We start from the raw sequence: 13,996 nt of genomic DNA on the forward strand, positions 1-13,996 counted from the left end.
GCGTGACGCGCATGACATGCCTGCGCCCCTTGTGGTGCATGCGCACAAAGCTTACCCTCTGGCAGACGCGGACACGGGCCTCGCCGACATCGCTATCGGCACGGGCCACATCCGCCATTGTTCTTTTTCCAGAGATGTTCCGCCATGAAACGCTTTTCCTGTCCGGTATGTGCGACCGAGATCCATTTCGACAATTCCCACTGCCTGACTTGCGGAACGCGGTTGGGCTATGACAGTGCGCGCGAACTCTTTGAGGCCGTCTCGAAGGATCCGCAGGCCGCTCAGGCGCAGGTCTGCGAAAACCGGGCCATGGCCGGGTGCAACTGGCTCGTCGACCCGGCGCACACGCCCTATTGCACCGCTTGCGCCCATAATCGGACCGTTCCCGACTTTGACTTGCCGGAAAACAACCCCAGTTGGCGCAAGATCGAACAGGCAAAACGGCATTTGTTCTATTCGATCCTGAAATGGCGGCTTCCGCATCCAACCCGGGTAGAAGACCCCAAAACCGGGCTGGCCTTTGACTTTCTTGCCGATACGGTCGGCAAAGACGGCAAGGCCAAGCAGGTCATGACCGGACATGCCGACGGGTTGATCACCCTTAATCTGGCCGAGGGCGATGACAGTGTCCGCGCCGCGCGTAAACAGGCCTTGGGTGAACCCTATCGCACCCTGATCGGGCATATGCGTCACGAGGTCGGTCATTTCTACTGGGAACTTCTGGTTCGTCGCGGTGGGCGCATCGACGGGTTCCGTGAGATTTTTGGCGACGAACGGGCCGATTACGGCGACGCACTGAAGGCCCATTATGCAAACGGCCCGGTGCCGGATTGGCAAAACAGCTTTATCAGCTCCTACGCGGCCTCGCATCCCTGGGAGGATTTCGCCGAAACTTGGGCACATTACATCCATATTGTCGATGCTTCGGAGACGGCCCATGCCTTCGGGATGTCGCTGCGGACCTTGCCCGGTGAGAATATCAAGGTCGAGATCAACCCCTATGTCGGCGGGTCGATGGATGATTTGCTCGAGGATTGGGTGCCGCTGACCGTTGCTCTGAATTGCCTCAATCGCAGCATTGGCCAGCCGGAAATGTACCCGTTTGTGTTGTCCAAACCAGTGAACAAAAAGCTGGCTTTCATTCATGACCTGATCGGCAAAGCCCAAAGCATGGCCGACGCGCGTCAGGTGGACTGACCCGCCGCCTTGGGTCAGCCTGTAAGATAGAGGCTACTGAACAGGCGCGGTTCCAGACTGCCAGAGGCAAAGGTCGGACCGTGGGCCAGAACGCTGACCGCATCATGACTGTGCAGGCTTTCCTGATGGCTGGCGACGATGCGGAAATCGCCGATCCGCGGATCACCTTGCAGCCCGGCGCAAAACAACCGCACCGCGTCTTCAACGAAGATCGGGTTCGCGGCGTTCAGTTCAGCAAAGGCCTGTTCGTCCTCGCGTTTCACCATGACTTGGGTTTCGGTGGGCACTGCGGCGCGGCACATGTCGATCACGTCCTCGAACCACAGGCACGCCCCGCCCAATATTTCGACCGAAATCCGTGCGATTGAGCGTTGCGAATGCGGCGTCGCCAGTTGGCCGCGCGTGCGGCGCGCATGCTCGGACAATTCCAGCGAACACGGACAGGTCGAAGAATATACATAGTCCAGATGCAGGATTTGCTGCGCCACCCCGCCCTGCTCCACCAGTTCCAGCGTCAGATCATAGTACTGATATCCGGTCAGACCCGAGCGCAGGCTTTCGGTCCGCATCGGAAACGACAGCCGCATCTGAATCCGGGCGTCGAAACTGTCCAAATCGGCCTTATAGGCGTCAATCGCCCGGCGCATCAGGTCGAAACTGAATGTCTCGTCGGCGTGCCGGTAAAAACTGCGCATGATCCGGGACATGTTGATGCCCTTTTTCTCGGCGTCCAAACTGACCGTGCCGGTGACGCTGGTTTCCAGCGTCAGATCGCCCTTGCCACGGGTGCGATACCGTACGGGCAGACGAAAATTCGATATTCCCACATGCTGGATAGGCTGGTGGGCACCCCGGATCAGGCTGGATGGACCATTCTGAAGGTCCGGCAGGCTGTTCATATACTCGGGCGAGACCTGAAACCCATCGGGATATTCTCGGGTCAACTCGGGATAGGTCGCCCCGGTTTGCGCCGCCAACACCCGTGCAAGATCAGGGGCCAATGCCGCCGCATCTGCGGCAGACACCGCACCGGCCCAGCGTTGCAGAAGGGCCAGTGCCTGCGCCGCCTCATCGCAGGTTGGTAGCCGGTCGATCTTGGACGAATGGACAGTCATGGCGATCTCCCTTCACGCAGCGCACAGGCAACAGATGTACTTTGCAGGTCGGTTGTCCACACCCGCGCGGAAGTTCCGCGCAGGTCATGGTGTCAGATCGTGTCGAGGGCGGCAATGAAATCCGCAATCAGATCGCGGCTGTCTTCCAACCCGCAACTGATCCGGATCATCCCCGGCGTAATCCCCAGCGTCTCGCGCTGCGCCTCGGACAGCCGCTGGTGGGTGGTCGTGGCGGGGTGGGTCACAATGCTTTTTGCATCCCCAAGGTTGTTGGAAATCGTGCATATCTTCAATGCATTCAGCACCGAGAACGCCGCTTCTTTGCCGCCTGACACGTCAATCGACAACATAGTGCCCCCGCAGTCCATCTGGGTCATCGCCAGCGCGTGCTGCGGATGGCTTTCCAACCCCGGGTAGATCACGCGCGCCAATTTCGGGTGACCGTCCAACGCCGTGGCGACGTCCAGCGCGGTCGCGGCTTGGGCCCTGCAACGCAGATCAAGGGTTTCCATGCCTTTCAGCAAGACCCATGCACTGAACGGGCTCATGGAGCCGCCGGTATGTTTCAGATAGGGCTCGACCGTCTTGCGGATAAAGTCTTTTGTGCCAAGAATGACCCCGCCCAACACCCGGCCCTGCCCGTCGATATGCTTCGTGGCCGAGTAGATTACCACATCCGCGCCCAGATCGAGGCTGCGTTGGAAGATCGGGGTGGCGAAGACGTTGTCGACCAGCACCAGCGCGCCAACGGCATGGGCCAGTTCCGACACCGCGCGCAGGTCGATCACTTCCAGCGTCGGGTTCGAGATGCCTTCAAGGAAAATCGCTTTGGTATCGGGACGGATTGCTGCGGCCCATGCGTCAAGGTCAAGGCCGTCGACATACGTCACCTCGACCCCAAAGCGCGTCAGGATTTCCTCAAGGATGTACAGGCACGATCCGAACAGCGCCCGGGACGACACCACATGATCGCCCGCTTTCAGCATCGAAATCAGCGCGCCGCTGACCGCTGCCATGCCGGAGGCGGTGGCAAAGGCGTCTTCCGCCCCTTCCAGCGCCGCAATCCGTTCTTCGAACATGCGCACGGTGGGGTTGCCATACCGGGCATAGATAAACTCATCATCGCCGGTCTGGATGAACCGATCCTGCGCCTGTTCGGCCGTGTCATAGACGAAGCCCTGCGTCAGGAAAATCGCCTCGGACACCTCGCCATACTGACTGCGACGCGTTCCGGCGTGAACCATTTTGGTCCGGGTATTCCAGTCCTGCATCGCCTCTTTCGACGGGGCGGACGACGACGGGGAACGGGCGGGGGTAGAACGGGTATCGTCGGGCATCAGGGGCCTCTGGTCATGGCGGAAAAGGGCGCGACCGGGACGGGGCCCGAATGGCCGCGGGAAAAAGAGTGCCCAGCGCCTAGAGCACCACACTGTTGCGGTCAAGCACCGTCACGGTGGTGTAACCTCAGTTTTACCCAAGCTTCGCAATCATCGTGCATCAAACCCACGAGACAACAGAGCGGAGTTCGGCATGGCGCTTCTGGCCCTGAACGTGACCGATGACGGGATTATTCCACGCGCAGGCGGGGCTTTGATCCCAGCCCTGCAGGTGTCACTGACTGACTTGCCGAAGGGCGCGCCGATCGTGATCCTAATCCATGGCTTCCGCTTCTCACCCTCGGTCCCGTCCGACGACCCACACGAACACATCCTGTCGGCCACACCGACGATTGACTGTTGGAAAGCGCTGTCCTGGCCAACGGCATTGGGCTTGACCGGTCCAAATGCAGCCCCCGGTCTGGCAATTTCGTTAGGCTGGCCGTCACTCGGGTCGATTTGGCGGGCTTACGGCGCAGCCGAGCGCACTGGACGGGCATTGGCCGGTTTGATCGGCGTGCTGCGGCGCAGCCATTCTGGCCCGATCACCGTGCTCACCCATTCGCTTGGGGCGCGGGTGGCCCTGCAGGCCTTGCCGGTGTTGTCGGCGGACACTGCGATTGATCGTATTGTTATGCTGGCCGCCGCCGAAGTGCAGTCGGCCTGCCGTCATGCGCTGGACAGCCCCGCTGGCCGCAAAGTCGAAGTCGTGAATGTCACCAGCCGCGAGAACGACCTGTTCGATTTCCTGTTAGAACGCGCCTTGGGAACGATGCCGCTGAAGACGCTTGGCAACGGGTTGCCCAAGGCTGGGCCGCGCTGGCTGGACCTGCCCTTGGACAACTCCATCACCTTATCGCGGCTTGCCTCGCTCGGCTATAGCGTCCCGCCACCAGATCGCCGGGTTTGCCACTGGAGCCTGTATTTGCGACCCGGCACATTCGATCTCTACAGGGACATGCTGATCCGTCCGACCGAAACGCCGCTGTCACGGATGCGTATCGAAGCAAGTCACAGGATCGCGCCCCGCTGGTCGCGCCTGTTTGCCCTGCCCCGCCCAGCCGCAGCAGCCGGCCTTGTCGAAGGCGCGACTTAACCGGCCCGATACGCGTTAAGCCGCGTCATCCTTGACGTCTTCGATGCCGAATTTGTTGAACAGCCGACTTTGCATGGCAAAGAACACCACTGTCGCCACCGGCAAGCCGAAGGTCTTGAACGTGACCCATGTCTCGGTGCTCATGCTGCGCCAGACCACCTCATTGGCAATCGTCAACCCGGCGAAGAACAGGGCGACCCGTTTGGTCAGGATCATCCACCCTTCCTCCTGCATTGGCAGGACCTCTTCCATGACGTATTTCAGATAGCTTTTCCCGCGCAGTAGGCCAAAACCCAGCACAATCGCGAACAGCGCATAGATAATGCTAACCTTGATCTTGAAGAAGCGCTCGTCGTTGAAGGCAATCGACATGCCGCCAAACACCACCACCAAGACCGCCGTCACCACCTGCATTTTTGACAGCGTGCCCGTCAGCGCCCAAAGCGCCCCGATAGAGGCCAAAAGCACCGGTATGAAGATCGCGGTCACCACGATGAAACCGGAATATTCGGTGCCGCCGATGGTGAAGATCTGATCCTTCAGCCGGGTGTATCCGATAAAGAAGGCGACGATCGGGCCGAACTCTAGGGCGATCTTGACGATCGGGTTCACAGTGCGCGCGGTCATGGGCATCCTCTTGACGGTGTCCGGGTGGATGTAATGGCTGAGCGGCCGAAATACCAGCGAGGTTTCAGCCGCCAGCCTGAACGATCACCGCGCCCAGCGCAATCAGCACCATCAGGGCGATCCGGCGCGGTCCGACGGTGTCCTTCAACACCAGCCAGCCGATCAAGGCCGCAAATACGGTCGACGTCTCACGCAGCACCGCCGCTTCACCGACAGTGCCCAACCGTGTGGCCAGCATCACCGCGCCGAAGCTGCCGAAGGCGACCAAGGCGCCAATGACCCCGCGCAGGGCCAAGGGTGGCAACGCCGGGCGCACATCCAATCGCCGCCAATGGATCACCGCGATCACCGGCATGAACAGGCCGTCGATCAGAAAAAACCACGCCAGAAACGTGAAGGGATCGGCAGTGGCCCGGATGCCAAAGGCGTCATAGGCCGTGTACAGCCCCACAAACAGACCCGATGCAACGGCCAGCAACAAGGCCGGCACCAGCGTCTCGCGCTCGAGGGTGACGTGAACCAGATTATAGGCGGCCAGCCCGAAAATGCCCGATAGCAACACCGCCACGCCAAACCACTGCACCGCCGAAAAATGCTCGCCGAAAAACAGCGACGCCCCAATCACCGCCACCAGTGGCCCGGTGCCACGCACCACCGGATAGACCACGGTATAGGCCCCGCGCTGATAGGCCATCGCCTGCAGCACCTTATAAGCCACATGGATCACAAATGCCCCGGCCAAGATCGGCCACATATGCGGTTCGGGCCACGGCACCACAAACAGCGCAAGCGGCAGGGCGATCAGCGCGTACGAGGCATCAATCGCGCCCCGGGTCAGCCACGGATCATGCCGGCCTTTTTGCAACGCCCCGAAAACCGCATGCAGGAACGCCGCCGACAGGGCGAGGATCATCGCCAGATGGGTGCCCTCGGCGGTTCCCTCTAACGAGATCAGCCACGCGCTCATGCTGGAACCAAGTCAGAGGATGAGACGTTGCCTCTGGCCTTGTCTGGAAATGCGTGAATGTTTGAAGCCGCCCTCGCCAACCTGCCCCCCGATCTGCGCAATCCATTCCAAGTGGTCGGCCTCGGGACCGCCAGTCTGCGGTTGATCGCAGCGCTGATCCTTGGCGGCGTTATCGGCATTGACCGCGAAGTGCGCACCAAACCTGCGGGGTTGCGCACCCATATGTTGGTGTCTGTCGCCGCCTGTCTGTTCGCGCTAATCGCCATTGATTTGATGAACTTCGGCATTGAGACCGAAACCGACCTGCGCCTCGACCCACTCCGTTTGATCGAAGCCGTGACCGCAGGCGTCGCGTTCCTCGCCGCCGGGTCGATCATTACGTCAGGCGGCAAGATCAAAGGATTGACCACCGGTGCCGGGATGTGGATGGCAGGCGCCATCGGTCTGGCCTGCGGCGTCGGCAGCCTTGGACTGGCTGCGCTGGCCACGGTGCTGTGCGTGATCATCCTGTCCGTTCTTGGTGCCATGTCGTTCGACGACCCCTCCAACGACTGACAGATCACCCATCGTTGCCATTGGTCCCGGTCAGGGCGGCGGCAAATTCCTCGGGATCGAACGGTGCCAGATCATCGATCTGCTCGCCCACCCCGATGGCATGGATCGGCAGACCGAACTTATCAGCCAGCGCCACCAGAACCCCGCCCTTGGCCGTGCCGTCCAGCTTGGTCATCACCAACCCCGACACCTGCGCCAGCTTCTGGAAAATTTCGACCTGTCGCAAGGCATTCTGGCCCGTGGTCGCATCCAACACCAGCAGGGTATTGTGCGGCGCATCAGGGTCTTTCTTACGGATCACCCGGACGATCTTGGCCAGTTCTTCCATCAGGTCGGCACGGTTCTGCAACCGGCCTGCCGTATCGATCAGCAGCAGATCAGCCCCATCAGCTTCGGCCCGGACCATGGCATCAAACGCCAGTGAGGCCGGATCAGACCCTTCCGGCGCGGTCATCACCGGCACCCCGGCCCGGTCACCCCAGACCTGTAATTGCTCGACAGCCGCGGCGCGGAAGGTGTCGCCCGCCGCAATCACCACCGACTTCCCAGCGGCGCGGAACTGTGATGCCAGCTTGCCAATGGTGGTGGTCTTGCCCGAGCCGTTCACCCCAACCACCAGCACCACCTGCGGGCGCTTGTTGTAGATCGGCAGCGGGCGGGCGACGGTCTCCATGATCGTGGCGATTTCTTTGGCCATCAGATTGCGCAGTTCTGTTGCGGACAGCCGTTGCCCCATACGCCCCTGCGCCATGGCCGAGGTCACACGCAAGGCGGTGTCCACGCCCATATCGGCACCGATCAGCAGATCCTCGATCTGTTCCAGCATCTCGTCATCCAGCGCCCGGCGCGCTTCGCCGCTGCGATCCTGACGACCGGTCAACCGCCCCAACAGCCCGGCCCGCGGTGCGGGCGCGGCGGCGTCTGGCATTGGCGCAGCGGGGATAGGAATGGGCGCGAGAGTAGGTTCTGGCGCAGGCGCGGTCGGAACAGGGTCCAACACCGGCGCCGAAGGCGCGGGCGTAGCAGACGGGGGCGTTACAGCAGGCGGCGCAACCGGCACAGGCGCAGGCGCAGGTGCAACCTCAGGCGCGCCAGTTTGCGTGTCTGGCAGATCATGGTCATCGGGGGCCTCATCGGCACCCGAACTGACGATGGAACTGAGCCCGTCCTCGATCTTCGATGACGACCGGGTCAAACGATCCTTGAGTTTCTTGAAAAACGACATGGCTGGGCCTCGTGACTTTCCGCGCTCTTTCCCTACGCCGCTCATCAACAGGATGGAAGACCCTGCGCGGACAGAGCGGTGTCAGACCTCGTCCGGGAAATGCCGCATCACCAGACGGATCGGGTTCGGCGCCGCCTGACCCAACCCGCAGATCGACGCATCAGCCATGACCGCGCACAGCTCGCCCAACAACGCCTGATCCCATTGCGGCTGCTGCATCAGTTGTACTGCCTTCTCACACCCCGCCCGGCAGGGGGTGCATTGGCCGCAACTTTCATCCGCAAAAAACTGTAGCATGGTCAGGGCCGCGCCCCGCGCACTGTCCTGATCCGACAACACCACGATGGCCGCCGATCCGATAAAGGTATCATGCGGTTGCAACGTATCGAAATCCAACGGCACATCCGCCAATGCCGCGGGCAGCAGCCCAGCCGACGGCCCCCCCGGCTGATAGGCTTTGAACACATGGCCCTCGGCCATACCGCCTGCAGCCGCGATCACATCGGTGATCGTCGATCCCGCAGGCAGCAGGTAAACACCCGGCCGCGCGACCCGTCCTGACACCGAATAGTTGCGCAAGCCAATGCGCCCGTTCTTGGCGACGCCGGACAGGATTTCAGGGCCCTCGCGACAGATCCGCGCCACCCAATGCAGGGTTTCGATATTGTGGACCAAGGTCGGCCGCCCGAACAGCCCGACCTCAGCCACATAGGGCGGACGGTGACGCGGCAGACCGCGTTTGCCTTCGAGGCTTTCGATCATGGCGCTTTCCTCGCCGCAGATATACGCACCCGCCCCCCGCCGTAGCTGAAGGTAGCCCGGCGCAATCAGGCCCGCCTGTTCCAGCGCAGCAATTTCCCGCCGCAGGATTTCCAGCACCGCCGGGTATTCATCCCGCATGTAAATAAACACGGTGTCCGCCGCGATGGCCCACGCGGCAATCAGCATCCCTTCCAAGCAAAGATGCGGCTCGCGCTCTAGATGATAGCGGTCCTTGAAGGTTCCCGGTTCGCCCTCGTCGCCATTCACCGCCAGATACCGCGGCGCGGCAGCGGCCCGCACAAAGGACCACTTCTTGCCCGATGGGAACCCGGCGCCGCCCAGCCCCCGCAGCCCGGCGGCAAGGATCCGGTCTTGCACCGCGTCGGGGTCCCCACCTGCCCGCAGGGCGATCAAGGTCTCATACCCGCCCGCCGCCCGATAAATGGTCAGCGGCGCATAGTCTGGGATGCGAGGATGAGTCTGCCCCGCAGAAATGGCGGCCTGAACTGCCTCGGACGTGGCGTGATCCAGATGGTTGTGACCCAGTTCCAGCGCGGGGGCCGTGTCGCACCGGCCCATACAGGGCGCGCGCAGCACCCGAACCTGCGCCGGGTCCAGCCCGTCACGCAACGACGCCATAAGCGTCTGCGCCCCCGCCAAGGTACAAGACAAGCTATCGCACACCCGGATGGTGAGAGGGGGCGGCGGCGCCCCGCCCTCGGTCACCAGATCGAAATGCGCATAAAAGCTGGCCACCTCCCAGATCTCGGCCATGGCAAGGCGCATCTCTTCGGCCAATGCCCGCATATGCGCCGCCGAGAGGTGGCCATAGGCGTCTTGGATCAGATGCAGATACTCAATCAGCAGGTCGCGGCGACGCGGACGGTCCCCTAGCAAGGCGCGAACATCGGCCAGAGCGGTGTCATCCAGTTGCCGCCCCTTGGGACCCGAACGGCCCTTGCCGCGCCCCGGTTTCCAGACGCCCGCATTCTGATCTGCCGCCATGTCTTCCTGCCCCCCTCAAACACCATCAGCCCCGCGCCGACTGCGTTTCTGTCGCTTTAACCTTTCCTAACCCGCGCAGAGCGGCCAGACTAGAGAGAGGATCGAACAGCACGCCAACCGAGATCGAGGGCTGCATGGGCTATGTCACACATTCGCTTTGGGCGAGCACGCTATGGGCCGTCTGTGCAGGCACCGCAATGGGCCAATCCCCAATGACGGCCAAGGAATTTGACGCCTATACCGCCGGGAAAACCCTTTATTTCGCCCAAGATGGCGTGAATTACGGCATTGAGGCCTATTTGTCGGATCGCAGGGTCCAATGGTCGTTTCTTGACGATCAATGTATCGATGGCCGCTGGTATCCTGACGGTCCAGCGATCTGCTTTGTTTATGAGGACACGACCTGGACGGCCCCGCAATGCTGGCTGTTCTTTCGCAACGGCGCCGGGCTGACCGCGCAATTCTTTGACCAAGACGGCCCCGGCACCACCTTGTACGAGACCCGACAAAGCGCGGAACCCCTGCGCTGCGCCGGGCCTTTGGTCGGCAGCTGACCTCAGCCGCCCTCGTCGTCGAACAACGAGGTTTGGATCGGCGGGGGCTGTTTCTTTGTCCGGCTTCGGGCAGCGGGCGCGGGTTTTGGTGCCGCACCTGTCGAGGGGGCAGTCCCCTGATCCCCAACCATCACCACCAACGGACCATCGTGGAATTCCAGTTCCAGCCGCTGCTCTGTCGCCGCGCTGGCCGCCGATGTCAGCACCCGCGGGCCGGCGCGCACCACGGCATAGCCACGGGCCAGCGTCGCCTTGTAGTTCAGACTAGCCAACAGCCGGACCACCCCATCAAAGCGCTGACGCCGCCGCTCCAGCCCGGTGGCATGGCTCAAACGCGCCCGATCGAACAAGGCCGTCACGTCTTGCGGTGCCCGGGTCAGGGCGCGGCGCACCGGGCGCAAGCTTAAGCCCGCCCCGGTTTGCGTCAGGGCCAGCCGATGCCGCGACACCTGCCGGGTCATCCCCGGCGACAGCCGTGCCGCGCGTTCAGACAGGGCCCGGGACCGCGCACGGGTGATCTCGGCCATTGCGGCGGTCAGGTCCTTGTCCAGTTGGGCCAGACGCTGCCGCTCGGTCCGAAGGCGGCTGGTCAGAACCGACGGGCGCAGCGCCCCCGCCGCCTTGCCCAGCCGGACTTGCCCCTGATCGATCCGGCCACGCAGCGCCCGCGGCAAGCGGTCGGACAGCATATCCAACCGCTGACTGGCGGGACGGGTCAATTCCTCAGGCCGGGGCAACACCCGCGCCAGATCGCGCAACTGCTGCCGCCGGATCGACATGCCGCGCACCAAAGTGCCGGTCAGGCGCGATCCCTGCTCGGCAGTCCATGCCAGCAAATCCGCCCGAACCGGCACGGCCAGTTCTGCCGCAGCCGTGGGGGTCGGCGCACGCCGGTCGGCCACATAGTCAATCAGGGTCGTGTCGGTTTCGTGTCCCACCGCCGAAATCAACGGGATCTCAGAGGCCGCAGCGGCCCGGGCGACACTTTCTTCGTTAAAGCCCCACAGATCTTCGATTGAGCCGCCACCGCGCGCCACGATCAGCAGGTCAGGCCGTGGCAGTGCGCCGCCCGGCGTCATCGCATTGAAGCCTTGGATCGCGCGGGTCACCTCGGGCGCACAACGCTCGCCCTGCACGGCCACCGGCCAGATCAGCACCCGGCGGGGAAAGCGGTCGCGCAACCGGTGCAAAATATCCCGGATCACCGCCCCCGACGGCGAGGTGATCACCCCGATCACCTCAGGCAGATACGGCAGCGGGCGCTTGCGTTCGGGCGCGAACAGGCCCTCGGCCTCCAGCATCTTCTTGCGCTTGTCCAGCATCGCCATCAGGGCACCGACCCCGGCAGGGGCGATGCTGTCGATCACCATCTGATACTTGGACTGGCCCGGGAAGGTGGTCAGACGCCCCGTGGCGATGACCTCCAGCCCTTCTTCGGGCTGCACCGTCAACTTTCCGGCGTTGCCCTTCCAGATCACCCCGGCCAACACCGAGCGGTCATCCTTGAGGTCGAGATAGATATGGCCAGAGCGCGGCCGCGACACCCGCCCCATCTCGCCCCGGACCCGAACCCGCGCGAATCCGCCTTCAATGGTTTTCTTGACCGCTCCGGAAATCTCGGAAACGGTGAATTCTGGGGCATTGTCGCCGGGGGCGGCGTCATCGAATGGGTCTTCGAACAGGTCGGACATCGGTGCTCGCTTGCGATTGTGCTGCGGCCATCCTAGAACGCGGACGCGGGAAGGCCAAGGAGTTGGGCAATGAACATCATGATCTTGGGCGGCGGTGGTCGCGAACATAGTCTGGCTTGGGCCGTGATGCAGAACCCAAAATGCGATCGGTTGATCGTCGCGCCGGGCAATGCCGGGATCGCTGCGATTGCTGAATGCGCGGCCCTCGACATCGAAGATGGCACCGCCGTGGCGCAATTCGCCGTCGATAACGCCATCGATTTTGTCATCGTCGGCCCCGAAGCGCCGCTGGCTGCGGGGGTCGCCGATGATCTGCGCGCTGCGGGCGTGTTGTGCTTTGGCCCGTCAGCGGATGCGGCGCATCTGGAATCCTCGAAATCCTTCACCAAGCAGATTTGCGATGCCGCAGGCGCACCCACCGCCGCATGGGCCCGCTTTACCGAACTTGACCCGGCCCGCGCCTATATCCGGGAACAGGGCGCGCCGATTGTCATCAAGGCCGATGGTCTGGCCGCAGGCAAGGGCGTCATCGTCGCCATGACCGAGGACGAAGCGCTGGCCGCCGTGGATGACATGTTCGGCGGCGCCTTTGGCGGCGCCGGGGCCGAAGTGGTGATCGAAGAATTTATGTCCGGCGAAGAGGCCAGCTTTTTCGTGCTTTGCGACGGGGTCACCGCCCTGCCCGTGGGCACCGCGCAGGATCACAAGCGGATCGGCGAGGGCGACACCGGACCCAATACCGGCGGCATGGGCGCGTATTCCCCGGCCCCGATCCTGACCGATGCCCTTGCCGAACTGGCGATGGACACCATCATCCGCCCGACTTTGGCGGAAATGGTGGCACGCGGCACCCCCTATCAAGGGGTGCTCTATGCCGGGCTGATGATCGAAAACGGCATTCCCCGTCTGGTCGAATACAATGTGCGCTTTGGCGATCCTGAATGTCAGGCGCTGATGCTGCGGCTTGGGGCGCAATCGCTGGACCTGATGCATGCCTGCGCCGAAGGGCGTTTGGCCGATATGCAGGTCCATTGGGCCGATGATCATGCCATCTCGGTCGTTATGGCAAGCGCGGGCTATCCCGGGGACTATACCAAGGGCAGCGTGATCCGCGGGTTGGACGGCTTGACCGAAGACAGCCACCAGATGACCTTTCATGCTGGCACCGCGCAGGCAGACGGCCAGATCGTCGCCAATGGCGGACGCGTGCTGAACGTCACCGCCCGCGGGACGACCCTGCGCGAGGCCCGGGATCGGGCCTATCGATTGGTGGATAGCATTGACTGGCCCGAAGGCGTCTTCCGCCGCGATATTGGCTGGCGCGCCTTGGCCCCGGACACCGCGTCCAACTGACACTGTGGTCCGGTCGATAAAAATGGATTGCCGACAGACGCTGATATAAGCGTATTCGACCCTAAGAGGACCAAAATGGCAGATATATCCCCCGACTTGCCCGCAGGACTAGTCGTCGATCATATTCCCGGGTTCATCACTGGACCGGGTCAAAGCGATTGGCTGTTTCAGGGCGTCGGCATTTTTGTCGTGCTGCTAATTCTGGTGATCGGCCATTTCTATCTGCACCTGCACTCGCTTCCCGACCGGTTGGCGCACCGCGCCAACAGTACCCAGCTTCAGGTGGTCGGAATTTTGACCCTGCTGGCCCTGTTTACCCATAACAACCTGTTCTGGGTGGCGGCGCTGTTGCTGGTGACCATTCAACTTCCCGACATCGTCACCCCGCTGACGTCGATCGCACGATCGTTGGAAGCAGGACGTCGCGACCGGCAGCCCGACCTCGCCGGTCCCGCCGAGAAGGAGCACTGAGC

Annotated in this window: 13 protein-coding genes; 6 read left to right on the forward strand and 7 right to left on the reverse strand. The window is 62.6% G+C overall.

Going from position 1 to position 13,996, the window contains the following annotated elements:
- Window positions 1–144 precede the first annotated feature (144 nt).
- Window positions 145–1,197 (forward strand): putative zinc-binding metallopeptidase, encoded by a 1,053-nt coding sequence (locus BV911_RS01625; RefSeq protein ID WP_086051826.1) that lies wholly within the window; start codon window positions 145–147, stop codon window positions 1,195–1,197.
- A gap of 14 nt (window positions 1,198–1,211) precedes the next feature.
- On the opposite strand, the gene folE2 is transcribed toward BV911_RS01625, so the two are convergent.
- Together folE2 and metZ are read right to left on the reverse strand one after the other, a co-directional pair.
- Entirely contained in the window at window positions 1,212–2,312 is a 1,101-nt protein-coding gene (folE2, locus tag BV911_RS01630; protein WP_086051827.1) for a GTP cyclohydrolase FolE2, read from the reverse strand.
- Between the two features lie 92 nt (window positions 2,313–2,404).
- The gene (metZ, locus tag BV911_RS01635) at window positions 2,405–3,583 is read right to left on the reverse strand and encodes an O-succinylhomoserine sulfhydrylase (protein ID WP_086051828.1); all 1,179 of its coding nucleotides are present in this window, start codon (window positions 3,581–3,583) and stop codon (window positions 2,405–2,407) included.
- A gap of 259 nt (window positions 3,584–3,842) precedes the next feature.
- Here metZ and BV911_RS01640 point away from each other — a divergent pair, with 259 nt between their 5' ends.
- Window positions 3,843–4,784 carry an alpha/beta hydrolase gene (locus BV911_RS01640; RefSeq protein ID WP_086051829.1) on the forward strand — a complete coding sequence of 314 codons (942 nt, stop codon included), beginning with the start codon at window positions 3,843–3,845 and terminating at the stop codon, window positions 4,782–4,784.
- A 15-nt stretch (window positions 4,785–4,799) separates the two neighbouring features.
- On the opposite strand, the gene BV911_RS01645 is transcribed toward BV911_RS01640, so the two are convergent.
- Window positions 4,800–5,411, reverse strand: a complete 612-nt coding sequence (locus BV911_RS01645; protein WP_086051830.1) for an inner membrane-spanning protein YciB — start codon at window positions 5,409–5,411, stop codon at window positions 4,800–4,802.
- A 64-nt stretch (window positions 5,412–5,475) separates the two neighbouring features.
- Window positions 5,476–6,378, reverse strand: coding sequence for an EamA family transporter (locus BV911_RS01650; RefSeq protein ID WP_086051831.1), 903 nt, complete (start codon window positions 6,376–6,378; stop codon window positions 5,476–5,478).
- Window positions 6,379–6,435: 57 nt separating this feature from the next.
- On the opposite strand from BV911_RS01650, the gene BV911_RS01655 reads away from it, so the two are divergent.
- Complete coding sequence (locus BV911_RS01655; protein WP_086051832.1) at window positions 6,436–6,933, forward strand: MgtC/SapB family protein; 498 nt, start codon at window positions 6,436–6,438, stop codon at window positions 6,931–6,933.
- A 4-nt stretch (window positions 6,934–6,937) separates the two neighbouring features.
- Here the strand turns inward: BV911_RS01655 and ftsY are convergent, their stop codons facing one another.
- The gene (gene ftsY / locus BV911_RS01660; RefSeq protein WP_086051833.1) at window positions 6,938–8,158 is read right to left on the reverse strand and encodes a signal recognition particle-docking protein FtsY; all 1,221 of its coding nucleotides are present in this window, start codon (window positions 8,156–8,158) and stop codon (window positions 6,938–6,940) included.
- 81 nt (window positions 8,159–8,239) lie between these two features.
- Entirely contained in the window at window positions 8,240–9,925 is a 1,686-nt protein-coding gene (locus tag BV911_RS01665; RefSeq protein WP_086051834.1) for an NAD(P)H-dependent oxidoreductase subunit E, read from the reverse strand.
- 197 nt (window positions 9,926–10,122) lie between these two features.
- On the opposite strand from BV911_RS01665, the gene BV911_RS01670 reads away from it, so the two are divergent.
- On the forward strand, window positions 10,123–10,479 hold the full coding sequence (locus tag BV911_RS01670) for a hypothetical protein (protein ID WP_086052016.1): 357 nt from the start codon (window positions 10,123–10,125) through the stop codon (window positions 10,477–10,479).
- A 2-nt stretch (window positions 10,480–10,481) separates the two neighbouring features.
- On the opposite strand, the gene xseA is transcribed toward BV911_RS01670, so the two are convergent.
- Window positions 10,482–12,170: an exodeoxyribonuclease VII large subunit gene (xseA, locus tag BV911_RS01675; protein ID WP_086051835.1), complete on the reverse strand. Its 1,689-nt coding sequence runs from the start codon at window positions 12,168–12,170 to the stop codon at window positions 10,482–10,484.
- 69 nt (window positions 12,171–12,239) lie between these two features.
- On the opposite strand from xseA, the gene purD reads away from it, so the two are divergent.
- Together purD and BV911_RS01685 are read left to right on the forward strand one after the other, a co-directional pair.
- A complete protein-coding gene (purD, locus tag BV911_RS01680) occupies window positions 12,240–13,523 on the forward strand; it encodes a phosphoribosylamine--glycine ligase (protein ID WP_086051836.1) in 1,284 nt (427 codons plus the stop codon).
- Between the two features lie 75 nt (window positions 13,524–13,598).
- The gene (locus BV911_RS01685) at window positions 13,599–13,994 is read left to right on the forward strand and encodes a hypothetical protein (RefSeq protein WP_086051837.1); all 396 of its coding nucleotides are present in this window, start codon (window positions 13,599–13,601) and stop codon (window positions 13,992–13,994) included.
- Window positions 13,995–13,996: the final 2 nt, after the last annotated feature.

The sequence above is a fragment of the Pseudoruegeria sp. SK021 genome (assembly GCF_002119405.1).
GTDB lineage: Bacteria > Pseudomonadota > Alphaproteobacteria > Rhodobacterales > Rhodobacteraceae > Meridianimarinicoccus.